Source organism: Roseovarius autotrophicus, from assembly GCF_018069895.1.
GTDB lineage: Bacteria > Pseudomonadota > Alphaproteobacteria > Rhodobacterales > Rhodobacteraceae > Roseovarius > Roseovarius autotrophicus.
Genome location: NZ_JAGQDH010000022.1, coordinates 13,333 through 38,406 on the forward strand (window position 1 = coordinate 13,333; position 25,074 = coordinate 38,406).

Here is a 25,074-nt window from a genome sequence, read left to right on the forward strand (position 1 = left end):
GGTCAAGAGGTTACCTGTTCCCTGAGAATGGAGGCAGTCAGCGACACCATCAGGTAGATACCAGAAAAGATCAGAAAGGCCAGAACGGTATTCTCGAATACCTTGGGATAGCTGGCCTCCTGCGGTGGAACGGGCCGCGCGCTCACGGTCAGGTAGCGTACCTGCTTGTTGGCCTCGGTCTCGGACATGCGCATGGATTCCAGGGCCGATTGCAGCACCATGTCGGCGGTCGCAAGATCCGCCTGCGCCATCTGGATCGCCGCCGTTTTCGACGCAAGCGAGCTGTCGCCCTCGGTCGCCTCGGTCAGACGGCGCTTCTGCCGCTCTAGCTCGGCGCGCAGGACGGTGATCTCCGATTGCAGCGCAGTCACGCGGGCGGTGTTGGGGCGGGCATTGTTCAACTGGATGCTCAGCACCAGTTCCTTTTCCTGCAACTGCAACTCGACCGAGTTGATCAGACTGCGGATACCCGCGATCTCGCCTTCGGGATCGAGGATCGTGCCCTCCTGCAAGGCCACGAGCCGCTCCTGCGCGGCGCGCCGCTCGGCCTTGGCCTGCTCCAGGCTTTCGGCTGCGATCTTCACCGCATCGTTGCGCTTGTCACGGCTGAGCTCGTCCACACGCTCTTCGGCATAGGCGATAAGCTGCTGGTTAAAGCGCAGGCTGGTCTCGGGATCGGCGGCGATCACCTCCATCCGCATGACGCCCTCTGTGGGGTCATAGCCGATCTTCACATGGCGGCGATAAAGCTTGTAAACCGCCTCGTTGCTGGCGTTGGGGTCAAGCCGCTGGATCACATCGATGCCGGGGGCGCTGAAATGCGCGCGAAAGCCCTGCTCCTCGTCGAGGCGCAGCATGGCATCCTTGGATTCGAGGTATTCCTGTGTCGCGATCGCGTCCTGCCCGGTGGCGAACTGGCTGGGCAAAAGCCCGCCAAGACCACCCCGGCCACCCGCGCCACCGCTGTCGGCGGACAGGATCAGAAAGGCCGAGTTGGAGGCATACATGGGCGTCGCCATCGAACTGAAATAATACCCCGCGAGAAAGGTGGGCAGGATCACAAAGGCGAGCAGGCGCGACATGAGCAGCGCCAGTTTGCGGCGGCGACGGCGGGAAATGTCGCGCTGGATGGCGACGATCTCCGAGGCGCGCCGCTCGGACGGGCTGATGTCGCGGACGGGCAGGTTGTGGGCCTGCGCCGGCACCGTCTGCGGAAGCTGGACGCGCGGCGCGGCCTGCTGCCAGTCTGCCGCCTCGTTGCCGGCCACCAGTTCCAGAATGCCCGAGCGCTGAAACGGGTCGATGCCGCGCGCGCGCAAAAGTCGCACCGCGTCAAAATCCGAGGTGGGCGCCAGCCCGTGTTTCTGCGCCGCACGACGCGCCAATCGCAGTTCGCGCCCTGTCAGGCCCTCTCGGCGAATGTCGTCGATGCTGGCGCCTGGCACATCTGCGCGCACGGCGTCGATCTGACCTTCGCGCGGGGCTTCGTCCCGCGTGCATGACGCCGCCTGGGCGGCCGCACCCGCCATGGACGCGCTGCGACGGATGCGGAACTTGCTAACCTTGGGTTTCGTAGTCATAGAGCTCTTTCGCCTCTTCCAAGGTATCGAACATAAAGAGTTTACCCGCAGTTAACACGGCTGCCGAACTCGCGAACTTTTCAAGCGTCCTGGGATCGTGCGACACGATCACGATGGTTGTGGTGGCCAACCGCTCGCGCAGGATTTCCCCGGCCTTGCGGTTGAATTCCACATCGGTCGATCCGGGCATCCCCTCGTCGATCAGATACATGTCGAAATCAAGCGCCAGCATCAGCGCAAAGCTGAACCGCGCCCGCATCCCCGAGGAATAGGTGCCGAGCGGCTGGTCGAAATATTCGCCCAGACCGCAAAGCCAGCGGCAATACGCCTCGATGTAATCCGGATCGAGCCCGTAGAGCCGCGCGATGTAGCGCGCGTTCTCCTTGGCGGAAAGGCGCGAGATGACACCCCCCATGAAGCCTAGCGGAAAGGAGATGCGGCAACTGCGCCGGATCACGCCCTCGTCCGGTTTCTCCAGCCCCGCCATCATGTTGATAAGCGTGGTTTTCCCGGTGCCGTTGGGCGCGAGGATGCCAAGGCTGCGCCCAAGTTCCACGCGGAACGAAACATCCTCAAGGATTACCTTGTGCTGGCTGCCCGTCCAGAAGGACTTGCTAACATTTTCAAACTCCAGCATCCGGCTGCCCCGATTACAAACCACCTCGCCCGGCGCATCCCGCGGGTTGTGGCCGTTATTATTTTTGATCTGCGGACAATATGCCATTTGATCAAGGCAATAATATGCTCTGGGGGACAAAAAATGCGGCTCGGGCGCGACGATCCCGGGGCAAATCGTGGCCAACAGGTGACGGCGGATGGGAATTGTGCCCGCCCGATTGCCCGCGCCGCCGCTCTGGGCTAGGGACGCACTGGAACAGCCCGCACGAGACAGCCCATGAGCCGCATCTGCCATATCGAACTCGATGATGCCAACCTGCCGCCGCCCACGCCCGAAATCGAGCAGGAGCGCAAGGTGGCCATGTATGACCTGATCGAGCAGAACAGCTTTGCGTTGCCCGCGCGGGACGGGCGGGCGGTGCCCGAGGGGCCATACCGTGTGGGCCTTGCGATCCGCGAGAAACGCCTCGTCTTTGACATCTGCACCGAGGATGGCGGCCCGGCGGCCGAGTTTCACCTCTCGCTGTCGCCGTTCCGGCAGGTGGTCAAGGATTACTGGGCCATCTGCGAAAGCTATTTCGACGCAGTCAGGAACATGCCGCCCTCCCAGATCGAAACCATCGACATGGCCCGGCGCGGCATCCACAACGAGGGCGCGCGCGTGCTCGAAGAACGGCTCGAAGGCAAGGCCGAGATCGATACCGCCACCGCGCGCCGCCTGTTCACCCTCATCTGCGTGCTGCATTTCGGGGGCTGAGCATATGCCCCAGCCGCTGCCGCAATCGGTGCTGTTCTGTTGCGATCACAATGCCGTGCGCTCGCCCATGGCCGAGGGGATCATGAAGAAGTTCTACGGCACCGACACATATGTGCAGTCGGCGGGCGTCAAGAACGACATGGAGATCGATGGCTTTTCCATCGCCGTCTGCCGTGAGATCGGGGTCGAGCTCGAACGCCACCGCTCGCGCAGCTTTGACCAGATGGAGCAGTGGGGCGACGACCTGTCGTCCTTCGATCTCATCGTCTCGCTCAGCCCCGCCAGCCAGCGCCGCGCGCTTGAACTGACGCGGTTCTATCACCTCGATGTCGTTTACTGGCCGATCATGGACCCGACCGGGCTTGCGCAGACGCGCGAGGCGCGGCTCGATGCCTATCGCCAGACCCGCGACCAGATCATCGGCCACCTGACCGCGCGTTGGGGCCCGCCCATGGAGGATACATGACTGACACCATCCGCATCTATTTCGACGCCTTCAACCGGGGCGATGTGGCGGGGATGCTTGCCTGCCTGAGCGACGATGTGCACCACCATGTCAACGAGGGTCAGGTGCGCATCGGCAAGGACGCGTTCCGCGCCTTTTGCGAGCACATGAGTCGCTGCTACCGCGAGACCCTGACCGACGTGGTGCTTTTCGAGGCCGAGGGCGGCACCCGTGCCGCCGCAGAGTATATCGTGAACGGAACCTATCTTGAGACCGACGAGGGCCTGCCGGAGGCGCGCGGCCAGACCTACCGCCTGCCTGCCGGGTCGTTCTTCTCGCTGCAGGACGGACGGATCACGCGGGTCGTGACCTATTACAACCTCGCCGACTGGGTGAAACAGGTCTCGGCATGATCCGGGTCGCGCGGCTCAGCGGCGCGGCGCTCTCGGCCGCCCTGCCCGAGGTGGCGCGCCTGCGCATCGAGGTGTTTCGTGCGTTCCCCTATCTCTACGACGGCGATGCTGCCTATGAGGCGCGCTATCTTCAGGTCTACCGCGACAGCTCGGACGCGATCCTTGTGGGGGCGTTTGACGGCGCGCGTCTTGTGGGTGCGGCCACCGGCACGCCGATGGAGGATCACGCCGGAGATTTCGGCGCAGCGGTGGCAGGATGCGGCGTGCCGCTCGATCACATCTTCTACTGCGCCGAAAGCGTGCTTTTGCCCGGTTATCGCGGTCAGGGTATCGGTCACCGCTTCTTCGACCTGCGAGAGGACCATGCCCGTGCCATGGGTCGCAGCCACGCGGCCTTTTGCAGCGTGATCCGCGCCCCGGACCACCCGGCACGACCCGCCGACTACCGCCCGCTCGATCCGTTCTGGCGCAGGCGCGGCTATGCACCGGTTGACGGGGCCATCGCGCAGTTCCGCTGGAAAGAGGTGGGACAGACCGACGAGACCCCGCACGACCTGCAATTCTGGATGCGCGCGCTTTGACCAGAACTCTGCCCCGGAAACACCGATATTTTGCTGGAAGATCGCCCGCTGGCACTGTTATTCAGGCTCCGCCCGGGGGGGCATTCAGAGAGGAGCGCGCGATGACGCGTCTTTTTGCCGTTGCCCTCGGGGTAAGTGTGGTCCTTGCCGGGATGGCCGGAGCCGAGGGCCGATCGCAGATCGGCTATGGGCTCGTCTTCACCAACGATCTCATCGGCGACGGTGATGACCGCTGGCGCACCGGGTCAGTGGCTTCGAGCCGCATCTACGCGCCCGACTGGCAGGGGCAGGCCCCGTCGCGCCTTGGCGAATTGCTCGAACTGCGGTTCAACGGCGAGATCATCGCGCCCGACGATCTCTCTACGCCCGCCCCGGTGGACCGTCCCTTTGTCGGCGCACTCAGCCTGGGGCTGCACACGCATGTTCAGCGCGCGCGGATGGAATACGCGGTGGGGGCCGATCTGGTCGTGACCGGCCCGCAAACCGGGCTCGACGATTTTCAGGACTGGATCCATGACTTTGTCGGCGGCGACAAGATCAGCCGCGCCGCGCGCCGCAGTCAGGTCGATGACGGGTTTTATCCCACCGCCGTCCTCGAGTTGGGGCGCAGCTTTGATCTCGGCTCCGCCCGCCTGCGCCCCTTCGCCGAGGCGCGCATCGGGGCGGAAACACTTGTGCGCGCCGGGGCCGATCTCAGCTTCGGCAGGCTCACGCGCGGCGAATTGCTGGTTCGCGAACCTGTCTCCGGCCAACGCTACCGCACCGTGCACAACGAAGGCGCGGGCGCGGCCCTGATCGTCGGGGCGGATTTCGCCTGGGTCGAGGACAGCGAATTTCTGCCCGGTCGCGCAGTGGTCACGCCCGAGGATTACCGTGCGCGCGTGCGCGGCGGCATCCATTGGGAAGGACGAAGCGGGGCCTCTGTCTTTTACGGACTGACCTGGCTCAGCGAGGAATTCGAGGAGCAACGAGAAGGGCAGATGGTGGGGTCATTACAATTCCGTTTGCGGTTTTGAGAAAATCGCAAAGGGGGGTTTGCAGACAGACCCGGCTTTGCTAACCTTCCAGTCATAAGAAGACTATCAAGGCAGGCACAGAGCATGAGAACGGGCTTCAGGGGCACGTTCGTCATTTCCTGGACGCAAACGGAACTGGACGGTCAGGGCGCGGCACCGCCCGAGACGCTGTCTGTCGGGATCACCTGGTCCTGGCGGGGAGAGGTGGTGCGCGTGGACGGCCCACCCGATCTCTTGCGGCTGGACATGGCGGAGGGCGAGGCCGCGCAACGCAAGCGCGCGGCGAAAATGGTCAGACGGCTGGTGGGCGCTGCGCTCAGCGACCGGCGCGACCTTGATCGCATCGAGGTGAACGAGCCGCTTCTGGATGCGGGTTTCGTCGTCACCGACGGGCTGCACAGCTATACGGTCACGGTGATCGAGACCGGACCGGGCGCGCCGCCGCTTTTGATGTTTCTCGACGACATCCCACCCCGTGACACGGAAATGTGGGTGGTCCATCACAGCCTCGACGCGTTGCGCGGCGCGGCCACGAGCCCGGCCAGCGGCGGCGTGATCTGCTTTACCCCCGGCACGCGGATCGAAACGCCCGAGGGCCCGCGCCTGATCGAGGAGTTGCGCGACGGCGACCGGGTGCAGACCCGCGACAGTGGCGCGCAGGCAATCCGGTGGATCGGCAGCCGCCGCATGACCGGCGCGCGGCTTTTTGCCATGCCGCGGCTGCGGCCCATCCGCCTCAAGGCGGGCGCATTGGGCCTTGAGCGCCCCGACGTTACGTTGCTCGTGAGTCCAGAACACCGGGTTCTGGTGCGCGGCGATGTGGCGCGCGCGCTTTTCAACACGCCCGAGGTGCTGGTGATGGCGCGCGACCTGATCAACAACGACACCATCACCGTCGATCTCGCCTCGCGCGAGGTGACCTATATTCACCTGCTCCTGCCCAGCCATCAGATCATCTGGGCCAATGGCGTCGAGACCGAGAGCTTTCACCCCGCCAGCGCCGCACTGTCGACGCTGACCGAGGCGGATCGCGCGCGGCTTCTGGCGCTCAACCCAAATCTGGAGCACGAACCGCATCTCTATGGCGGGCACGCGCGGCGCTGCCTGAATGCCTCGGAGGCCGCGATCCTGCGGCACGAAGCGGCCTGAGAAGGGCTGGGGGCGCTGCCCCCGTCGCGCATCCGCGCGACTCCCCCGGGATATTTGCGGCCAGAAGAAACCGGGCGCGCACGCATGCCCCTGCCGCCAAGACCCTTGCGAGAGCCACCGCCGCGCGGTATTTGCAAGGGATGATACGGGTTTTCGACATGGACGATCGCGCGCGCCTGCCGTGGCGCTTTTTCGGGGCACAATGCTCCGTGCTCGCGCGTCGCTGAGGCCGCGCGCCTTTGATCCATCCGACCGCAGCCAATCAGCAACGGGAGAGGACGCATGTCCCCCAAGACACTCTATGACAAGATCTGGGATGCCCACGTGGCCCATGAGGCCGAGGACGGCACCTGCCTTCTCTATATCGACCGCCACCTCGTGCATGAGGTGACAAGCCCGCAAGCCTTTGAAGGGCTGCGGATGGCCGGGCGCAAGGTGCATGCCCCCGACAAGACCATTGCCGTGCCCGATCACAACGTGCCCACCACGCTCGATCGCGCCAATGCCGCCACCATGACCGAGGACAGCCGCATTCAGGTCGAGGCGCTGGACAAGAACGCGCGGGATTTCGGCATCCATTATTACCCGGTGTCGGACGTGCGGCAGGGCATCGTGCATATCGTCGGCCCCGAACAGGGCTGGACCCTGCCCGGCATGACCGTGGTTTGCGGCGACAGCCACACCGCGACGCATGGGGCATTCGGGGCGCTCGCGCATGGCATCGGCACCTCTGAGGTCGAGCATGTGCTGGCCACGCAGACGCTCATTCAGCGTCGCGCCAGGAACATGAAGGTCGAGATCACCGGCAAGCTGCGCCCCGGTGTGACCGCCAAGGACATCACCCTCTCGGTGATCGGCAAGACCGGCACGGCGGGCGGCACCGGCTATGTGATCGAATATTGCGGCGAGGCCATTCGTGATCTCAGCATGGAAGGCCGCATGACGGTCTGCAACATGGCGATCGAGGGCGGCGCGCGTGCGGGCCTCATCGCGCCGGATGAAAAGACATATGAGTATGTGATGGGCCGTCCCCATGCGCCCAAGGGTGCGCAATGGGAGGCCGCGCTCAACTGGTGGAAAACGCTCTATTCCGACGATGACGCGCATTGGGACAAGGTGGTGACGCTGCGGGGCGAGGATATTGCCCCTGTCGTCACCTGGGGCACCAGCCCCGAGGATGTGTTGCCGATTACCGCAACCGTGCCTGATCCTTCGGATTTCACCGGCGGCAAGGTCGATGCGGCGCGCCGGTCGCTGGAGTATATGGGCCTCAAGCCGGGGCAGAAGCTGAGCGAGGTCGAGATCGACACGGTCTTTATCGGCTCTTGCACCAATGGCCGGATCGAGGATCTGCGCGCGGCGGCGGCGATCCTGAAGGGCAAGAAGATTGCCGTGAAACGCGCGATGGTGGTGCCCGGCTCTGGCCTTGTGCGCGCACAGGCCGAGGAAGAGGGGCTGGCGGATATTTTCATCGAGGCCGGGTTTGAATGGCGGCTTGCGGGCTGTTCCATGTGTCTGGCGATGAACCCGGATCAGTTGTCACCCGGCGAGCGTTGTGCCGCCACCTCGAACCGCAACTTTGAGGGTCGTCAGGGCCGCGGTGGCCGCACCCACCTGATGAGCCCCGCCATGGCGGCGGCGGCGGCGGTCACGGGGCGTCTGACGGATGTAAGGGAGATGATGTGATGGAAAAATTCGAAAAACTCAGCGGCATTGCCGCCCCCCTGCCCCTGATCAATATCGACACCGATATGATCATCCCCAAGCAGTTCCTCAAGACGATCAAGCGGTCGGGGCTGGGCGTGAACCTGTTCGACGAGATGCGCTATGATGATGACGGCAACGAGATCCCCGATTTCGTGCTCAACAAGCCGCAGTATCGCGAGGCGCAGATTTTGATCGCGGGGGATAATTTCGGCTGCGGGTCGAGCCGCGAGCACGCGCCCTGGGCGATCAAGGATTTCGGCATCCGCTGCGTCATCGCGCCGAGCTTTGCCGATATCTTCTACAACAACTGCTTCAAGAACGGCATCCTGCCGATTGCCCTGCCGCAAGAACAGGTCGATGTGCTGATGAAAGAGGCCGAGAAGGGCGCCAATGCCCGCATCGAGGTGGATCTGGAGGCGCAGACCGTTTCCACCTCCGAGGGCGAGGTGTTTTCCTTCGAGGTGGATGCATTCAAGAAGCACTGCCTGCTGGAAGGACTGGACGACATCGGCCTGACGCTCAAGAAGGCCGCCGCGATAGCCGCCTTCGAGTCGCAGGCGGCACAGTCCCGCCCCTGGGTCTGACATGTTGGCGGAGGGCGTCGCGTGCGCCCTCCGCCTGCGGGATAATCGGCGCTGCAACCCTGAGTAATGCATTCTCCAGGCCCTTCGCCCTAATTCCGCCCGAGGAATGATGTATTCCTGCACCAGGTTTGCCCTGAAATCGCCTGATATCTTTCCTTATCTTAAACTGTTGGTTGCGAAGCGCCGCGAAAGAGGGCAAAAATTGGGCATCTTTGAGGCAACCCGCCACAATTCGCGGGATCGGAATGGGACAAGGGCGCGGCATCGTATCGCGTCCGACCGATATGAGAGGGAACGGGCAGTGGGACCCCATACCCCCGGCGTGATCGCGCGCGCGATCCTGATCGCGATTGTGGTGGCGACCCCCGCCCTGTTGCTGCCGTTCACCGATCCCGAGACGGCGCAAATGGTCATGGTGCTTGCGCTTCTAGCGGCGATCCTGACCTTCATCGAATACAATTCCCGCTATCCATCGATCATCGAATTCCGCTTCGCCCCGCCGATCAACCGGCTCAAGTTCTTCACGCTGGCCACGATCCTGATCACGCTGTCGCTGATGATGCGCGGGCAGGTTGCGGGCAGTCCGGCCACGATCATGCTGACGCAGTTTGCGGACGGTCTGGGCGCGGCGGTGGATTTCCCCTATTCGCCGATACGACTGATGGTGCTGATCCTGCCACCCGGAGCCGATCAGGCGTTGATCGACCAGATGCGGCGGGCGGCGGGATTGTCCTATACCACCTCGCTGGTCATGATCCTTATATTCCTGACCCTCGTGCGCTTTCACGGCTGGCCAAGCCGCAAGGACGGTTTCAACGTCTGGGTGAACATGCCGCTCTTCGACCCCACCGGCGGCGGCGACGTGGTCCGCCGACTCGGACGCGACGCGGCCCTGAACATGGTGCTGGGATTCTTGCTGCCGTTCCTCATTCCCGCTATTATCGGGGCTGCTTCCAACTTCTTCGACCCGGCAACCATCACAAATCCGCATACCCTGATCTGGGCTACAACGGCATGGGCATTTCTTCCTGCAAGCCTGCTGATGCGTGGGATCGCGATGAGCCGGATCGCCGCGATGATCGACGACAAACGGCAGCGCACCTATGCGGCACAGGGGGCAGAACCGGCCTCGGAAAGCGCGCAGCGCGCCTGAGCGCGACCTTCCTTCTAAGTCTCGGGCTGCTTGCCCTGCCGGTTCGCGCCGAAACGCTGCGCGTAGCCACATGGAACGTGGCGCTTGCACGTTCCGGTCCTGGCCTTCTCCTGCGGGATGTCCTGCGGGATGACGACCCCCGCCTCGCCGCCATAGCGGGTGTACTGGCAGAGGTGGCCCCCGATATCCTGCTTCTGCAAGGGGTGGATCATGACCACGAGTTCATGACGCTTGCCGCGCTGCGCGACCGGATCGCACGCGAGGGGCCGCGCTATCCCCATCTCTTCGCGCTGCGGCCCAACAGCGGCTGGCCCACCGGGCTCGATATGGACGGCGACGGGCGGCGCGGGGGGCCGGGGGATGCGCAGGGCTATGGCGCGTTTTCCGGGCAGGGCGGCATGGCGCTTCTGTCGCGCCATCCCATCGACACGGGTGCCGCGCGGGACTGGAGCGCGCTTTTGTGGCGTGACCTGCCCGGCGCGCTCTTGCCGGAGGTGGATGGCCGGCCCTTCCCCTCGGAAGAAGCACAGGCAATTCAACGGCTCTCCTCCGTCGGGCATTGGGCGGTGCCGGTCACGCTGCCTGGGGGCCGGCTGACGATCCTTGCCTTTCACGCCGCCCCACCCGTCTTCGACGGGCCGGAGGACCGCAACGGGCGGCGCAACGCCGACGAGATCCGCCTCTGGCAACATATCCTCGACGGTGGCCTCGGCCCTGCCCCCGACCGCCCCTTCGTCATCGCCGGGGTCGCCAATCTCGATCCCGAGCGCGGCGAGGGCCGACATGAGGCGATCCGCGCGCTGCTGAGCGATTCGCGTGTGCAGGATCCTCGCCCGATGCGCCCTGGTGCGATGTTCCGCTTCGAGACCGCCCACTGGCCGCAGGCCGGTGCCCTGCGGGTCAGTTACCTCCTGCCCTCCGCGGGTCTCACCGTCAGCGGCGCCGGGATATACTGGCCCGAGGGCGGCGATGCAGGGGCCGCTGTGGCGACCCTTGCCGGGCCGCATCGCCTCATCTGGGTGGACCTGTCGCTTGATTGAGCGCGCCCTTTCTTGACCCCGCCGCGCGCGGGCTATACGCCATCGGACAATCAATCACCCAAGAGGACAGACCCCATGAGCAACCCCTCGCTTCTCATCCTGCCCGGTGACGGGATCGGCCCCGAAGTCATGGCCGAAGTGCGCCGCATCATCGACTGGTTCGGCGCCAAACGCGGCATTACCTTCGACGTAAGCGAGGATCTGGTGGGCGGCTGCGCCTACGACAAGCACGGCACGCCCCTGCATGACGACACCATGGCCAAGGCACAGGAGGTTGATGCCGTCCTCCTTGGGGCGGTCGGCGGGCCGCAATACGACAACCTCGATTTCTCGGTAAAGCCCGAGCGCGGCCTGCTGCGCCTGCGCAAGGAGATGGACCTTTACGCCAACCTGCGTCCCGCGCAGTGCTTTGACGCGCTTTCCGATTTTTCCTCGCTCAAGAAGGACGTGGTGGCGGGGCTCGACATCATGATCGTGCGCGAACTCACCTCCGGCGTCTATTTCGGCGAGCCGCGCGGCGTGATCCGCGAAGGCAACGAGCGCGTCGGCATCAACACGCAGCGCTATACCGAATCCGAGATCGCCCGCGTCGCGCGCTCGGCCTTCGAACTGGCGCGCAAGCGCAGCAACAAGGTCTGCTCGATGGAAAAGGCCAATGTGATGGAATCGGGCGTGCTGTGGCGCGAGGTCGTGACCGAAGTGCATCAGGCAGAATATGCCGATGTGGAGTTGAGCCACATGTATGCCGATGCGGGCGCGATGCAGCTCACCCGCTGGCCCAAGCAGTTTGACGTGATCGTGACCGACAACCTCTTTGGCGATCTGCTCTCGGATCTCGCGGCGATGCTGACCGGTTCGCTGGGGATGCTGCCCTCGGCCTCGCTCGGCGCACCGATGGCCAATGGCCGGCCCAAGGCGCTCTATGAGCCGGTCCACGGCTCTGCCCCCGACATCGCGGGTCAGGGCAAGGCCAATCCCATCGCCTGCATCCTCAGCTTCGCCATGGCGCTGCGTTATTCCTTCGACATGGGAGATGAGGCCGCGCGCGTGGAGAAAGCCGTGGAACAGGTGCTCGCCGATGGCGTACGCACCGCCGATCTGATGGGCCCCGAGGGCGGCACGCCGGTCTCTACCGCTGCCATGGGCGACGCGATCCTTGCGGCTCTCGACGCAAGCCTCTGACCCCGGCGAGGGGCGCGCGCATCACACCCGCGCCCCTTTGCACCCCCGAGATCAGCCGACCAGAGACCATCCAAAGGCCCGCCCGGGGCCGGGCGGTCACTGAACCGCTTTCTCCAGCGCCTTTCCGGCGGTTTCAATATCGCGCCCCGCCCCCTGGACCGTCTGACATGCCGCCAGCGTCATGCAGGCCACAAGGCCGATCATAGCAAGTTTCATTACATCTTCCTTCTCACTGTCTAGACTCTTGTTATCGTCTTCGCGCGACGCCGCAAATACCTGTTCGCAGCGGCTTTCCGCCGAAGCGCGCAGGCTCCTACCCGCCGAACAGCGCCCCGCGTCGCAGCCCCTGCCCCGTTCGCCACAGCAGCCCGGCGATGATCGCCACAAGCACCAGCATGAGCACATAACCGATCAGCCGGTGCCCCGCAGACCCGACCGCCTCGGCGTGCTCGAAACTCGCCACCGTCACCGCCGCCAACGGAAAGCTGAGCGCCCAATGCGCGAGCGAAAACGGCAGCCGTAAAAGACGTGGCGCCTGCACAGCCACGATGAGCGCAAAGAGATAGGCGCCGTTGAGAAGCACCCGCGCAAACGCGTCCACCTCACCCACCAGAGAGAGCCAGGCGAGATATCCCACCGCCGGCGGCGCGATGAGGATGACCAGCGTCGGTTGCAACCGCTCGGGCAGCGGATCGTGAAAAATCAGCCGGTTCATCACCAGCGCCAGGAGCACCAGCCAGAAGATGAGACCGATCGAGGTAAAGAACCAGCTCGCCTCGACATATCCCAAAGGCACGCCCGCGACGGCCACGACCACGTTGCCCACGGCGGGGATGAACCAGGCCGGCGTCAGGTGCCCGTGCTGAAAGGCCCGCGACCCGATCCAGCCCGAGACCACCGCCAGCGTCAGGATCAGTTGCACCGGCACCGCGATCAGCCACAGCGCATGCGCGATCCCCGGCGCGCGCTCCAACATCACGACCGCGAAAAGCAGGAGCGCAATGGAAATCGCCGGAAAAAAGGCAAGACTCACCGGATGCGCCCACTCCTCGGCCACGGCGCCGGGATGTCGGAGCGCCTTGGCAAGATAGGCGAACGCCACCACGACAAAGACCGCCAGCGTCAGCAGATGCGCCGCGCCGGATGCCAGATGCGTCAGCCCCGCCGCCGTCTCGCCCGCGCGCATGGCCAGCGTAAAGCCGCATAGCCCCATCACCATGGTAAACAGCGTCACCGGAACCGTGGCCAGCCGCATGGCCTATTCCGCCGCGCCGATGATGATATCCAGAGGCACAAGTCCGTCGATCTCGCCGCGCAGCACATTGCCAGCCACCACTGGCCCCACGCCCGCAGGCGTGCCGGTATAGATCACATCGCCCGCACCGAGGTGATAGAAGCGCGACAGATGCGCGATGATCTCGGGCACCGCCCAGACCATATCCGAAAGCCGTGCGTCCTGTGCGACCCGCCCGTCCACGCTGAGGCGGATCGCCTGATCGCCGATCTCGCCAAAGCGGTCCTTGGACGTCAGCGCGCCGATGATGGCGGCATTCTCGAAATCCTTGCCGAGATCCCAGGGCCGTCGCTTGTCCTTGGCCTGCCCTTGCAGGTCGCGCCGCGTCAGGTCGATGCCGCAACCATAGCCCCAGACTGCCCCCATTGCTTCGGTCGGGGCCGCCCGGAACGCAGGTCCGCCAAGCGCAACGACGAATTCCATCTCGTAATGACAGTCGCGCGTCTCAAGCGGATAGGGGATCGTTGCGCCGCTCAGGCAGAGCGAATCGGTTGATTTGGTGAAGTAGAACGGCGCCTCGCGATCCACCTCGTTGCCCATCTCGGCGGCGTGCGCCGCATAATTGCGCCCGACGCAGAAGATGCGGCGCACGGGAAAGCCATGCTTGCCCCCCTCGACAGGCACGAGCGGCGAGGCGGGCAGATCGAAAAGCGGCGTGGTCATGGGGCCTCCGGCGTGATTTGGCGCCGGTTATGCGCCCCGCCACGGGACTTGTCAAAGCCCCCGCTCAGGCCACGCGCCGCCCGTGTGACCAGACCCCGCGCAGCGCCGGCGTCTCGCCACGGAGCGTGACGCGGATCACATCGGCGCGCGCGCCGGGCGCGATCCGGCCCCGATCCGTCAGGCCCACTGCGCGCGCCGGGGCCTCTGTCACTGCGGCGATCCCGCGCGCCAGATCGCCCCGGAGCCGCCCCAGCCGCACCGCCGCATAGAGCAGCGCCGAGGGCACATAATCCGACGAAAGAATGTCCAGCAGGTCCAGATCGGCCAACTCTCCCGCCGCAACGTTGCCCGAGTGAGAGCCGCCCCGGATCAGGTTCGGCGCGCCCATTATGACGGCGATGCCCGCTGCATGACAGGCGCGCGCGGCCTCGACCGTGGTGGGAAACTCGGCGATCCGCACCCCATGCGCAGCCGAAACCGCCACCTGTCCTGCTGTGGTGTCGTCATGGCTGGCGAGCGCCGCGCCATAGCGGCGCGCGTGCGCCACCGCCGCCGCCTCATGTCGCACGCCATGGGCCGCGCGCAGCGCCTGAAGTTGTGCCACATGGGCCGAAAACTCGGCGTCGTTGAGGCCATGCTTGCCCTTCACATAGGTTTCCAGCTTGGAGATGTCGCGGAACTGCCGCTGCCCCGGCGTGTGATCCATCAGGCTCACGATGCCCACCCGGTCCTCGGGGCCAAAGGCGGCCATCTCGGCCTCCAGCGTCTCGGAACAGACCTCGGCGCGCAGGTGCAGGAAGTGGCTGATCTTGAGCGCCTGCGCCTCGCGCAGCGCCAGAAGCTCGCTCGCCAGCCCGCGCGCGTATTCCGCATATTTGCCGATCCCGGAAGGCACCGACCCCACGCGCATCGCGTCGAAAACCGTCGTGATACCGACGCTGGCAAGCTCGGCGTCATGGGCCAGGATCGCCGCATCATGCGGCCAGTGCACGGCGGGGCGGGGCTGGATATGACGCTCCAGATTGTCGGTATGAAGCTCGATAAGACCGGGCATGACCAGATCGCCCGCGCAATCCACTGCGCCTTTGGCCACGCCTGCACCTTCGCTCACGTCAGCGATGCGGCCTTCGCGCAGCATCACCGCGCCGCGCCGCACCTCGCCCGGCAGCACGATTTCAGCATTGGCGAGGATGATTTCTTCTGTCATGTCGCTGCCACACCTTTCTGGCATCTGGCCCGCAACAGACGAGAGACCCCATGCCCTTCACGCGCTACGCGCTCTATTTCACCCCCCCGCCGGGGCCGCTGGCCGAATTCGGTGCTGTCTGGCTCGGCTGGGATCCGGTCACCGGCATGCCCTGCCCCCATCCCGCGTTGAACCTCCCCGTGGCCGAGATCACCGCGGCACCGCGCAAATACGGGCTGCACGCGACGATGAAGCCACCCTTTCGCCTCGCCCCCGGCAAGACCGAGAGCGCGCTTGACGAGACGCTCGCCGCCTTCTGCGCCACTCAAGCCCCGGTAACGCTCGACGCGCTCGAAATCGCGCGTCTTGGCCGGTTTCTCGCGTTGCGGCCCGTGGGGGATCAGACCCCGCTCAACGCGTTGGCCGCCGCCACGGTGCGCGCGTTCGAGCCGTTCCGCGCGCCCCAGACCGAGGCCGAGATCGCACGGCGACGGGCCAGGGGCCTTTCGCCCGGGCACGAGGCCAACCTGCGCACCTGGGGTTACCCTTATGTGATGGATGCCTTCCGCTTTCACATCACCCTCACCGGCGACCTCGCGCCCGAAACGCTCGACACGGCAGCAGACGCGCTCGCGCCCCTCCTTGTGCCGCTTTTGCCGCGTCCCTTCGTGATCGACGCACTCTCGCTCATGGGCGAAGATGACGACGGGCGCTTTCACCTGATCCACCGTCAGACCCTGACCGCGTAGATCGCCTTGATCGCCGCGCGGGCCAGCTTCTCGGGCGGCGCGCCGGTATCAAGCGTCACAACCGGCCCCACGCCCTCGGGCAACGCCAGCGCCGCGCCGGTCAGCCGCTCGGCGATGTCCTCGGCACTCTCGCGCCCGCGCCCCGCCAGCCGCGCAGCCAGAACGACCGGATCGGCGGTCAGGTGCAGGATGACAAAAGGCTGGAACCGCGCCTGCGCCTCGGCCAGTACGCTCCGCGAGAGGTTGACCAGCAGATCGCGCCCTTGCGCCAGATCCATGCACACCCCCACCGGCACGCCATACCGCAAACCGTGCGCGCGCCAATGCAGCGCAAAACCACCCTCCTTGAGCCGGGCATCGAAGTCCGCCTCGCTCACCGGCTCGTGCCCCTCGCCATCGGGGTCGGCGGGCCGGGTAATCACCCGGCGCAGCCGCCGCAGACCGGGCCTTGTCTCGACCATGGCACGCATCAACGTATCCTTGCCCACGCCCGAGGGTCCGACCACCGCGATGAACAGGCCCCGGTTCATGCCGCCACCTCCGCTGAAAATGCAGTCACATCCACCTCCCTGTCACAAACACGCGTCCGCGCGCCCTCATCGTGGAAAATCCCCAGAACCGCTGCGCCGCGCGCCTTGGCCTCTTCGATCAGCCGCAAGACCGCCTCGCGGTTTTCCGCATCTAGGCTCGCCGTCGGCTCGTCCAGCAAAAGCGCCGGATAGTCATGGGCAAAGCCGCGCGCGATGTTCACGCGCTGCTGCTCGCCGCCCGAGAAGGTCGTCGGGCTGAGCGACCAGAGCCGCTCGGGGATGTTGAGCCGCGCCAAGAGCGCCTCGGCGCGCACCCGCGCCTCGTCCCGCGCCACGCCCAGAACAAGCAAAGGCTCGGCCACGACTTCGACCGTGGGCACGCGCGGCACCACCCGCAGGAACTGGCTTACATAGCCCAGAACCTCGCGCCGCAGCGCGATGATGTCGCGCGGCGCGGCGCAGGCCACGTCACAGCCCCCCACCACGATCCGGCCCGCGTTTGTGCGGTAATTGCCGTAGATCATCCGCATCAGCGTGGATTTCCCCGCCCCCGAACGCCCCGTGAGCGCGACGCATTCGCCGGGTGCCACCCGCAGCCTGGCCCCCGCCATCACCGCAATCACCGCACCACCCTGATTGTGCAGCATGAAACTCTTGGCTGCACCCTCGACCGCGATCATAGCGTCCTCCTCACAACCAGCCCCGCCGCCGGAAGAACCACAAGGGCACCGCCGCCGAGAGCACCATGATCCCGAGCGCGAGCGGATAACCCAAAGGCCAATCCAGCTCCGGCATATGGGTAAAGTTCATACCATAGATCGAGGCCACCAGCGTCGGCGGCAAGAAGACCACCGCCGCCACCGAGAAAATCTTGATGATGGCGTTCTGCTCGATGTTGATCATGCCCAAAGTCGCATCGAGCAGCAGCGCCGTCTTCTGTTGCAGATAGCTTGCGTGTTCGGCGATCGTGCGCGCGTCGCGGTAATGGGTCTTGAGCATCGCGCGCAACGGCTTGGCCGCGCGCATCTTGTCAAGCACGGGCATGAGAAACCCCAGCACACGTTCCAGTGTCATCAGGCTCTCGCGCAGATGCATCACGCGGGTGTCGGCGGCGCCGATCTCGCGCAGGGCGGCGCGGTGTTCTTCGGTGCTCAACTTGTCAGGGCCGAAGACACGGCGCGAGATGGCGTCGATCTCGCGCCCGGCCTGCTCGGTCAGATCGGCCAGCCGGTCGATGATCTCTTCCAGCAGCCCCACAAGAACGGCGTCCGCCGTGGCGCAGCCATGCGACGCCTTGCCGGCGCGTGTCGGAAATGTCTCGAACGGGCGCGGCGCGTGGTGGCGGATGGTGATCAGTTGACCGGGCTTCAGGACAAAGGTCACCGGTCCCATCTGCATCATCTCGCTACCCTTGCGCGAGGGCAAAAGCGCGGTCATCACCGGCACGCCCTCTTCGAGATAGAGCCGCGAGGATTGCTCGATCTCCTCCTGATCGGCCTTGGTGGGCAGGGCGACGCCCACGCGCCCGGACATGAGCGCGAGTTCCCCGGCATCGGGTTGATAGAGATCCACCCAGATCGGCGCGGTCGCCTCGCCCTCCTGAAGGACACACAGTCCCTCGCCCTCGCGCGCATAGGCGGTGATCATGGTCGTTCTCCCTTTGCCATCGCTACCCCGCCCCTATACCTGCAAGACCGAGCTGACGAGAAGCTGCGTATAGCCGTGCTGCGGATCGTCAAGCACCTGATCGGTCAGGCCCGCCTCGATCACGCGGCCATCCTTCATCACCATCAGCCGATCCGCCAACAGCCGCACCACCGCCAGATCATGCGTCACGATGACCGCCGAAAGGCCCATCTCGCGCACCAGCCCCCGCAAGAGATCCAGAAGCCGCGCCTGCACACTCACATCAAGGCCCCCCGTCGGCTCGTCCATGAAAACAAGGCGCGGCCCGCTCACCAGATTGCGCGCGATCTGAAGCCGCTGCTGCATCCCGCCGGAAAAGGCCGTGGGGCGGTCATCGACCCGCTCGGCGGCGATCTCGACCCGGCCCAGCCAGTCCACCGCCCGTGCCCGGATATCTCCATAGTGCCGCGCGCCCACGGCCATCAGCCGCTCGCCCACATTGCCCCCCGCCGAGACCCCCATGCGCAGCCCGTCGCGCGGGTTCTGATGCACCAGCGCCCAGTCGGTGCGCATGAGCATCCGTCGCTCCGGCTCGGACATCGCCCGCGTATCCATCGGCCCGCGGTCGCGCGTGTCATAGATCACCACGCCCTGGTCGGGCGCCATCTGTCCCGACAGGCACGCCAGCAGGGTAGACTTGCCAGAGCCGCTCTCGCCTACAACGCCCATGACCTCGCCGGGCCAGAGATCAAAACTCACCGCCTCGCAACCCACACGGGGGCCATAGAATTTCGCCACATCGCGCACCTGCAAGAGCGGGGTCATGCGTCCGCCTCCTCATAGGGCGCGCCCTCCGCGCCCAGATGACCCGCCGCGCGCCGCGCGCGGCAATGATCGGTGTCGGAACACACGAAGATCCGCCCGCCCGCATCATCGACAATCACCTCGTCGAGATAGCTGTCGCCCGCCCCGCAGAGCGCACAATCCGCATCCGCCTTGCTCGCCTCGAACGGGTGATCCTCGAAATCGAGGCTCACCACCCGACTATAGGGCGGCAGGGCATAGATCCGCTGCTCGCGCCCAGCCCCGAAAAGCTGGATCGCCGGACAGTCCGACAGCTTGGGATTGTCGAATTTCGGAATCGGCGACGGGTCCATCACATAGCGCCCCTCGACCCTGACCGGATAGGCATAGGCGGTCGAGATCGTGCCGTGACGGCTGATATCCTCGTAGAGTTTCACATGCATGAGGCCGTATTCCTCAAGTGCGTGCATCTTGCGCGTCTCGGTCTCGCGCGGCTCCAGAAAGCGGAGCGGTTCCGGGATCGGCACCTGATAGACGAGAATCTGATCCTCGGTGAGCGGCATCTCCGGAATGCGGTGGCGGGTCTGGATGAGGCTGGCGCGCGCCGTCTCCTCGGTCACCGCCACGCCTGCGGTCTTCTCGAAGAACTGGCGGATCGAGACGGCGTTGGTGGTGTCATCGGCGCCCTGATCAATGACCTTCAGGCGGTCCTCCGGGATCAGACAGGCCGCCGTCACCTGCACACCGCCGGTGCCCCAGCCATAGGGCATCGGCATTTCGCGGCTGGCAAAGGGCACCTGATAACCGGGGATTGCCAGCGCCTTGAGGATCGCGCGCCGGATCATCCGCTTGGTCTCTTCGTCGAGATAGGCGAAATTATACTCACTCATCGCGCGCCGCCCCCGGTTTCATCGTTCCACAAATACTCATTCCGCCGCCTCCCGCCCCTCGCCCGCCTCCCGCCGCAGCTTGCGGATCAGTTCAAGCTCGCTCTGGAAATCAACGTAATGCGGCAACTTGATATGCTCGAGAAACCCGGTGGCCTGAATGTTGTCACAATGCATCAGCACGAATTCCTCGTCCTGCGCGGGCGCGCCCCGATCCTCCTCGCCCAGGTCCTTCCAGCGCAATGCGCGATCCACCAGCGCCATGGCGATGGCCTTGCGCTCGGTCTGACCGAAGACCAGCCCATAACCGCGCGTGAACTGCGGCGGCTCGGTTTTCGAGCCGGTGAACTGGTTGACGGTCTCGCATTCGGTCAGCACGACCTCGCCCAGTTCGATGGTGAATCCAAGCTCGGGGATCTCCATTTCCACGGCCACCGCGCCGATGCGCAACTCGCCGACAAAGGCATGGTTGCGCGCATAGCCGCGCTGCGTCGAATAGGCGAGGCCAAGCAGAAACCCCTCGTCGCCCCGCGCCAGCGCCTGAAGCCGGAGCGCGCGACTCGCGGGCAGTTCCATCGATTGCCGGGTGAGGTCGGGCGGCACGCCATCAACGGGTGGCTCAGGCTGGATAAGCCCCTCACGCCCGAGAAACCCCGCCACATGCGGCACATCGCCTGCACGCGCCGGGGCCTCGGATGCGGGTGCGGGCCCTTCGCCCTCGGCGGCCAGCGCGAAATCCAGCAGCCGGTGGGTGTAATCGAAGGTCGGGCCAAGCACCTGCCCGCCCGGCGCGTCCTTGAACGTGGCCGAGATTCGCCGCTCGCAGCGCATCGTGCCGGTATCAACGGGCTGCGTCGCGCCAAAGCGGGGCAGCGTGGTGCGATAGGCCCGGATCAGGAACACCGCCTCGATGAGATCGCCGCGCGCCTGCTTGATCGCCAGCGCCGAAAGGTCCGGATCATAGAGCGAGCCTTCGGCCATCACCCGGTTGACCGCCAGCGTCATCTGCTCGCGAATCTGCGCCACGCTCAGTTCGGGCACGTCCCGATCACCGCGGCGTTCCTCGGCAAGCCAGGCATGGGCATTGTCGATCGCGCGCTCGCCACCCTTCACCGCCACATACATCAGCCCGCCTCCACCCGCGTCGTGCGCGGCAGCCCCGCCAGCCGGTCGCCACAACAGAAGAGGAAATCGAGACCGAGCGGGAACCGCGCCGCATTCGCCCGGAACGCCGTCACCTCGGGGAGCGACAGCGCCGACATACCCGCGATCCCCGGCCCCGTCAGGCGCATACCCGCCGCTTCCAGCCGATCCATTTCGACGACAAGCGTGGCCGAGCGGTCGGGATAATCCGGCGTGCCAATGGCATAGCCCGAGAGCGGCAAAAGCGCCTCCCATGTGCCAAAGGCAAAGACCGCCGCTTCGCGCCCCACCACCGGCGCGCCGGTGTGAAAGGCGAGCCAGCCGCGCAACTCGGCACAGTCGAGCGCCCCCGCCAGATGCACCGGCGTGTCGGGGCCACAGAGCGTCAGCGCCACGCCCCCCGCAGCCACCGACATGGGCGCAGGCGGCCGTGCGCCCTCAAGGCGTTCAATACGGCCAGGTCGCGCCATCGCCTGCATCACCGCGCGAAACACCCGCGCCCCCTCGACCGGGGCGTCCGCAAACCCGCCGGACAGCAGTTGCACCTCCATCATTCCTCCCCCCGCACCATGGTGAAGAATTCAACCTTTGTCGCCGCCGCCCTGCGCGCACGCGCCATGCGGCGCGCGGTCTCGGCGGCGACGAGCGGGCAAAGCACCTTCGTGCGCACCTCTCCCGCCCGCATCCCCTGCATCAGCGCATCGACCAGAGCCGCGTCGCGCGCGTGCCCCTTGTCGCGTCCCTGCACATGGCCATGCCCGACCGCGCCATCCGCGAGCCGCAACGCGCAGCGCGTCACCGTCATCTCGCCAAGGTTGAACGGCGCGCCCGTGCCCCCGGCGCGACCGCGCACCATCACCGTGCCGGTCTCGGGCGGGCGCAGCCAGTCATGGGCGGGCACATCGCCCAAGCCCGCCACCAGCCGCGCCAGATCCCCGGCCCGCGCGCGCGCAAGAAGTCCCATCCACCCGGCCCGGCCCAGTTCTTCGCTCACATGGACACCTTGTCGATTTGTCGAAAATACTATACAACTAGACAAATCAATAGCCGATCCACCGTATCCAGACAAGCCGGCCCAAGGTGAAACTTCCGTGACATGACCCGCGATCCGCTCTGGCGCGCCATTCATGACAGCCTGCGCAACGATATCGCCGCGGGGCGATACGGCCCCGGTGACAAGCTGCCGACCGAAGCCGCGCTTGCAGCGCGCTTCGCCGTCAATCGCCACACCGTGCGCCGCGCGCTTGGTGCGCTCGCCGAGGCAGGAACGATCCATACAAGGCAGGGGGCGGGGGCCTTTGTCGCGCATCGGCCGACCGATTACCCCCTGGGCAAGCGCGTGCGCTTTCACCAGAACCTGCGCGCGGCGGGGCGGGCGCCCACTCGTGAGTTCCTCGCCATCGAGACCCGCGCCGCCTCACCAAGGGAGGCCGCGGCGTTGCGCCTGACTCCCGGCGCGCCGGTCCATGTCTGCGACGGGCTGTCCTTTGCCGACGGGGTGCCGCTCTCGCTGTTTCAGAGCCTCTTTCCTGCCCTGCGCTTTCCCGCTCTGCCCGAGGCGCTGCGGCGGCGCGCCTCCATTACCGACGCGCTCGCCGATTGCGGCCTGCCCGACTATACCCGCGCCTCGACCCGCCTCACCGCCAAGCTCGCCACGCCCACCCAGGCGCATCACCTGCATATCGCCCCCGGCGCGCCGATCCTGCGCGCCAGCGCGATCAATGTGGACTCCGATGGTCAGCCGGTCGAATACGGACGCGCGTGGTTCGCTGGCGACCGGATAACGCTGACGCTCGATACCGAATGATCATGCCCGCGTCATGTCCCTGTCACATACAGGGCTTACCATCCGATCATTATAAGTCCCTTTTCCAGGTGTGTTTTCCGAACTATCAGGGGTGACCTTTGGGCCACCCTTATTTATCCGTGTTTCTCCAGGAATTCTTCCGCCGAGAGCGCGCGGAAATCCCCCAGCGTCGCGCGCAACCGCGCATGATCCCAGTCCCACCAAGCAAGCGCCATCATCCGCTCGGCCAGATGCGGCGCAAGGCGGGCGCGAATCGGCACAGCGGGCAGGCCAGCCACGATCATGTAGGGCGCGACATCGCGCGTCACAACCGCCCCCGCCGCCACCACCGCGCCATGACCCACCGTCACCTCGGGCTTGACCTGTGCGTTATGCCCGATCCAGGTATCATGCCCGATCCGCGCCACACGCATGCGCCGCTGCGCGAACCACGCGGCATCATCCTCTGCATCCTCCCAGTAACTCTCGGAGCGATAGAGAAAATGATGCAGCGAGGCGCGGTCGAGCGGATGATCGGTCGCCCCGACCCGGACGAAACTTGCGATATTGGCGAATTTGCCGATCTCGGCATTGGCGAGGTCACAGACCCGGTCGCAATAGGAATACTCTCCCATCGCCACATGCGCGAGACGGCTGCTGCGCCCGACCTCGGTAAAGGCACCGAATTCGCAATCGGTGATCTCGCAATCAGGGTGGATTACCGCCCCGTCGGCCCGCAATCTCGGCATCCCGCACTCCCGATGATGACACGGATAATCTCCCGCTTCACTTTTCCTCGAACACTCACATCCCGACACCTCAACGGCCGCTGTCATCCGAGGCGATAAGCCGCCGCCGCAACCAGCCCGAGACGGTGTCCATGACCATGACCATGACCATGACCATAATCAGGATCAGCACGATATAATAGCTCACCTCTTCCCAGTCCTTCTGGGTGATGATCGCCTGTGTAAGCAGAAGACCGATGCCGCCGCCGGTTATCGCGCCGATGATGGTGGCGCTGCGGGTGTTCGACTCGAGGTAATAGAGCACCTGGCTCAGGAGCACCGGCATGACCTGCGGGATCACCCCGAAGCGATAGCGTTGCAAGGGCTTGGCGCCGGTCGAGGCGACGCCCTCGATCTGCTTGCGGTCCACGTTCTCAAGCACCTCCGAGAAGAGCTTGCCGAAACTGCCCGTGTCGGTGATCAGGATCGCCAGCGCCCCGGTCATCGGTCCATGCCCGAAGGCGCATGAGAGAATGATTGTCCAGATCAGCGCATCGACCCCGCGCAGGAAATCGAACACCCGCCGCACGGCACCCCGCAGGACCATGACGGCAGAGAAATTGCGCGCCGCCGCAAAGGCCAGCGGCAGCGCGACGATCGCCGCGCCCATCGTGCCGAGAAAGGAGATATGCCCAAAAGTTGGTGATGGCCGTCATCAGGCGGCGGCTTGAAGTTGCTTGATCCCGTCTTTGAACTCAACTCCTTGAATGACCTCGGGCAGACGGTTTGGCCCGGAGATCTTCCGCCACTTCTTCTTGGCTGACATCATCAGCCGGAAGACCATGGCGAGGGCGGTTTTGCGGTTGAGGCAGCCCTTGGTTTTCCGGGTGCGGTTCCGGACCGTGGCAAAGACGCTCTCGATCGGGTTCGTGGTCCTGATGTGCTTCCAATGCTCGGCTGGGAAGTCGTAGAAGGCCAACAGCTCGTCCCGGTCCTTCACCAGCTTGGCGACGGCTTTCTCATACTTCACGCCGTAGGTTTCGACGAAGAGGTCGAAGGCCGCATTGGCCTCTTTCCTGGTCTCGGCCATCCAGATGTCCTGCAGGTCGGCCTTCGCCTTTTCGTGCAACGACTTCGGCAGTGCGCCAAGAACGTTGGATGTCTTGTGAACCCAGATGGAGTGGTTGCCGCCCTCCCCAGACGGCATCGCAATGTGCCAAGGTCGTGGTGTCAACAGCCACAAAACGAGGAAGACGGCGAGATGAAGAATATGATGATAGGAGTCGATCTGGCAAAGAATGTTTTCCAGGTCCATGGTGCCCTGCGAACGTAAGCGCGACGTCGAGACCCTATGCGGCGAGGCTTGACGGCTGGTTGAAGCGCCATGGCATGAGGTCTTCGATGCCGCTCTGCGGGTGGCCGTCGAGGATGGCGCGCAGGGTGGTGGCGAGAT

The 25,074-nt window shown here is 65.3% G+C and carries 28 protein-coding genes and 2 pseudogenes; 13 read left to right on the top strand and 17 right to left on the bottom strand.

Going from position 1 to position 25,074, the window contains the following annotated elements:
* Window positions 1-2: 2 nt before the first annotated feature.
* Together KAK09_RS15645 and KAK09_RS15650 are read right to left on the bottom strand one after the other, a co-directional pair.
* A complete protein-coding gene (locus tag KAK09_RS15645; protein WP_210879875.1) occupies window positions 3-1,580 on the bottom strand; it encodes a KpsE/RkpR family capsule polysaccharide export protein in 1,578 nt (525 codons plus the stop codon).
* Window positions 1,558-2,217, bottom strand: a complete 660-nt coding sequence (locus KAK09_RS15650) for an ABC transporter ATP-binding protein (protein WP_210879876.1) — start codon at window positions 2,215-2,217, stop codon at window positions 1,558-1,560. The genes KAK09_RS15645 and KAK09_RS15650 overlap by 23 nt, the downstream gene beginning before the upstream one ends.
* Window positions 2,218-2,475: 258 nt before the next feature.
* Between KAK09_RS15650 and KAK09_RS15655 the strand changes: the two genes are divergently transcribed.
* The 11 genes from KAK09_RS15655 to leuB all read left to right on the top strand — a co-directional run bounded on the left by KAK09_RS15655 (window position 2,476) and on the right by leuB (window position 12,225).
* Window positions 2,476-2,955 (top strand): UPF0262 family protein, encoded by a 480-nt coding sequence (locus KAK09_RS15655; protein ID WP_210879877.1) that lies wholly within the window; start codon window positions 2,476-2,478, stop codon window positions 2,953-2,955.
* Window positions 2,956-2,959: 4 nt separating this feature from the next.
* A complete protein-coding gene (locus tag KAK09_RS15660; protein WP_210879878.1) occupies window positions 2,960-3,421 on the top strand; it encodes an arsenate-mycothiol transferase ArsC in 462 nt (153 codons plus the stop codon).
* A complete protein-coding gene (locus KAK09_RS15665; protein ID WP_210879879.1) occupies window positions 3,418-3,813 on the top strand; it encodes a ketosteroid isomerase-related protein in 396 nt (131 codons plus the stop codon). The genes KAK09_RS15660 and KAK09_RS15665 overlap by 4 nt, the downstream gene beginning before the upstream one ends.
* Window positions 3,810-4,394, top strand: coding sequence for a GNAT family N-acetyltransferase (locus KAK09_RS15670; RefSeq protein WP_210879880.1), 585 nt, complete (start codon window positions 3,810-3,812; stop codon window positions 4,392-4,394). The genes KAK09_RS15665 and KAK09_RS15670 overlap by 4 nt, the downstream gene beginning before the upstream one ends.
* A 101-nt stretch (window positions 4,395-4,495) precedes the next feature.
* Window positions 4,496-5,410, top strand: a complete 915-nt coding sequence (locus KAK09_RS15675) for a lipid A-modifier LpxR family protein (RefSeq protein ID WP_210879881.1) — start codon at window positions 4,496-4,498, stop codon at window positions 5,408-5,410.
* Between the two features lie 84 nt (window positions 5,411-5,494).
* On the top strand, window positions 5,495-6,559 hold the full coding sequence (locus KAK09_RS15680; protein WP_210879882.1) for a Hint domain-containing protein: 1,065 nt from the start codon (window positions 5,495-5,497) through the stop codon (window positions 6,557-6,559).
* A 282-nt stretch (window positions 6,560-6,841) separates the two neighbouring features.
* Window positions 6,842-8,245 (top strand): 3-isopropylmalate dehydratase large subunit, encoded by a 1,404-nt coding sequence (leuC, locus tag KAK09_RS15685; RefSeq protein WP_210879883.1) that lies wholly within the window; start codon window positions 6,842-6,844, stop codon window positions 8,243-8,245.
* Window positions 8,245-8,850: a 3-isopropylmalate dehydratase small subunit gene (gene leuD, locus KAK09_RS15690; protein ID WP_210879884.1), complete on the top strand. Its 606-nt coding sequence runs from the start codon at window positions 8,245-8,247 to the stop codon at window positions 8,848-8,850. The genes leuC and leuD overlap by 1 nt, the downstream gene beginning before the upstream one ends.
* A 301-nt stretch (window positions 8,851-9,151) precedes the next feature.
* Window positions 9,152-10,003, top strand: a complete 852-nt coding sequence (locus tag KAK09_RS15695; RefSeq protein WP_336244473.1) for a hypothetical protein — start codon at window positions 9,152-9,154, stop codon at window positions 10,001-10,003.
* Between the two features lie 77 nt (window positions 10,004-10,080).
* Window positions 10,081-11,043, top strand: a complete 963-nt coding sequence (locus KAK09_RS15700; protein ID WP_210879903.1) for an endonuclease/exonuclease/phosphatase family protein — start codon at window positions 10,081-10,083, stop codon at window positions 11,041-11,043.
* Window positions 11,044-11,118: 75 nt separating this feature from the next.
* Window positions 11,119-12,225, top strand: a complete 1,107-nt coding sequence (gene leuB, locus KAK09_RS15705; RefSeq protein WP_210879885.1) for a 3-isopropylmalate dehydrogenase — start codon at window positions 11,119-11,121, stop codon at window positions 12,223-12,225.
* 96 nt (window positions 12,226-12,321) lie between these two features.
* Here the strand turns inward: leuB and KAK09_RS15710 are convergent, their stop codons facing one another.
* From KAK09_RS15710 to KAK09_RS15725, 4 genes are all read right to left on the bottom strand, one after another.
* On the bottom strand, window positions 12,322-12,441 hold the full coding sequence (locus KAK09_RS15710; protein WP_210879886.1) for an entericidin A/B family lipoprotein: 120 nt from the start codon (window positions 12,439-12,441) through the stop codon (window positions 12,322-12,324).
* A gap of 97 nt (window positions 12,442-12,538) precedes the next feature.
* Complete coding sequence (locus KAK09_RS15715; protein ID WP_210879887.1) at window positions 12,539-13,480, bottom strand: SLAC1 anion channel family protein; 942 nt, start codon at window positions 13,478-13,480, stop codon at window positions 12,539-12,541.
* 3 nt (window positions 13,481-13,483) lie between these two features.
* A complete protein-coding gene (locus tag KAK09_RS15720) occupies window positions 13,484-14,182 on the bottom strand; it encodes a fumarylacetoacetate hydrolase family protein (RefSeq protein WP_210879888.1) in 699 nt (232 codons plus the stop codon).
* 64 nt (window positions 14,183-14,246) lie between these two features.
* Window positions 14,247-15,389 carry an alpha-D-ribose 1-methylphosphonate 5-triphosphate diphosphatase gene (locus tag KAK09_RS15725; protein WP_210879889.1) on the bottom strand — a complete coding sequence of 381 codons (1,143 nt, stop codon included), beginning with the start codon at window positions 15,387-15,389 and terminating at the stop codon, window positions 14,247-14,249.
* A gap of 50 nt (window positions 15,390-15,439) precedes the next feature.
* Here KAK09_RS15725 and KAK09_RS15730 point away from each other — a divergent pair, with 50 nt between their 5' ends.
* Complete coding sequence (locus KAK09_RS15730; RefSeq protein ID WP_210879890.1) at window positions 15,440-16,117, top strand: DUF1045 domain-containing protein; 678 nt, start codon at window positions 15,440-15,442, stop codon at window positions 16,115-16,117.
* On the opposite strand, the gene phnN is transcribed toward KAK09_RS15730, so the two are convergent.
* Genes phnN through phnG form a run of 8 tightly spaced genes read right to left on the bottom strand, consistent with a single transcriptional unit; the run spans window position 16,099 to window position 22,071 of the window.
* A complete protein-coding gene (gene phnN, locus KAK09_RS15735) occupies window positions 16,099-16,647 on the bottom strand; it encodes a phosphonate metabolism protein/1,5-bisphosphokinase (PRPP-forming) PhnN (RefSeq protein ID WP_210879891.1) in 549 nt (182 codons plus the stop codon). The two genes, KAK09_RS15730 and phnN, sit on opposite strands and share 19 nt — an antisense overlap.
* Window positions 16,644-17,327 carry a phosphonate C-P lyase system protein PhnL gene (gene phnL, locus KAK09_RS15740; RefSeq protein WP_210879892.1) on the bottom strand — a complete coding sequence of 228 codons (684 nt, stop codon included), beginning with the start codon at window positions 17,325-17,327 and terminating at the stop codon, window positions 16,644-16,646. The genes phnN and phnL overlap by 4 nt, the downstream gene beginning before the upstream one ends.
* A 10-nt stretch (window positions 17,328-17,337) precedes the next feature.
* Window positions 17,338-18,294 (bottom strand): magnesium transporter CorA family protein, encoded by a 957-nt coding sequence (locus tag KAK09_RS15745; protein ID WP_210879893.1) that lies wholly within the window; start codon window positions 18,292-18,294, stop codon window positions 17,338-17,340.
* A 33-nt stretch (window positions 18,295-18,327) separates the two neighbouring features.
* Window positions 18,328-19,098, bottom strand: a complete 771-nt coding sequence (phnK, locus tag KAK09_RS15750) for a phosphonate C-P lyase system protein PhnK (protein WP_210879894.1) — start codon at window positions 19,096-19,098, stop codon at window positions 18,328-18,330.
* Window positions 19,095-19,967 (bottom strand): alpha-D-ribose 1-methylphosphonate 5-phosphate C-P-lyase PhnJ, encoded by an 873-nt coding sequence (locus KAK09_RS15755; protein WP_210879895.1) that lies wholly within the window; start codon window positions 19,965-19,967, stop codon window positions 19,095-19,097. Before KAK09_RS15755 ends, phnK begins: the two co-directional genes overlap by 4 nt.
* Window positions 19,968-20,003: 36 nt before the next feature.
* On the bottom strand, window positions 20,004-21,089 hold the full coding sequence (locus KAK09_RS15760; protein WP_210879896.1) for a carbon-phosphorus lyase complex subunit: 1,086 nt from the start codon (window positions 21,087-21,089) through the stop codon (window positions 20,004-20,006).
* Complete coding sequence (phnH, locus tag KAK09_RS15765; protein ID WP_210879897.1) at window positions 21,089-21,658, bottom strand: phosphonate C-P lyase system protein PhnH; 570 nt, start codon at window positions 21,656-21,658, stop codon at window positions 21,089-21,091. Before phnH ends, KAK09_RS15760 begins: the two co-directional genes overlap by 1 nt.
* Window positions 21,658-22,071 (bottom strand): phosphonate C-P lyase system protein PhnG, encoded by a 414-nt coding sequence (gene phnG, locus KAK09_RS15770; protein ID WP_210879902.1) that lies wholly within the window; start codon window positions 22,069-22,071, stop codon window positions 21,658-21,660. Before phnG ends, phnH begins: the two co-directional genes overlap by 1 nt.
* A gap of 132 nt (window positions 22,072-22,203) precedes the next feature.
* On the opposite strand from phnG, the gene phnF reads away from it, so the two are divergent.
* Window positions 22,204-22,914, top strand: a complete 711-nt coding sequence (gene phnF, locus KAK09_RS15775) for a phosphonate metabolism transcriptional regulator PhnF (RefSeq protein WP_210879898.1) — start codon at window positions 22,204-22,206, stop codon at window positions 22,912-22,914.
* Between the two features lie 113 nt (window positions 22,915-23,027).
* Here the strand turns inward: phnF and KAK09_RS15780 are convergent, their stop codons facing one another.
* The 3 genes and pseudogenes from KAK09_RS15780 to KAK09_RS15790 all read right to left on the bottom strand — a co-directional run.
* Window positions 23,028-23,642, bottom strand: coding sequence for an LbetaH domain-containing protein (locus KAK09_RS15780; protein ID WP_210879899.1), 615 nt, complete (start codon window positions 23,640-23,642; stop codon window positions 23,028-23,030).
* 70 nt (window positions 23,643-23,712) lie between these two features.
* Window positions 23,713-24,309 (bottom strand): annotated as a pseudogene (locus KAK09_RS15785) (PhnE/PtxC family ABC transporter permease); the annotation flags it as partial.
* A gap of 27 nt (window positions 24,310-24,336) precedes the next feature.
* Window positions 24,337-24,795, bottom strand: a pseudogene (locus tag KAK09_RS15790) (transposase); the annotation flags it as partial.
* Window positions 24,796-25,074: the final 279 nt, after the last annotated feature.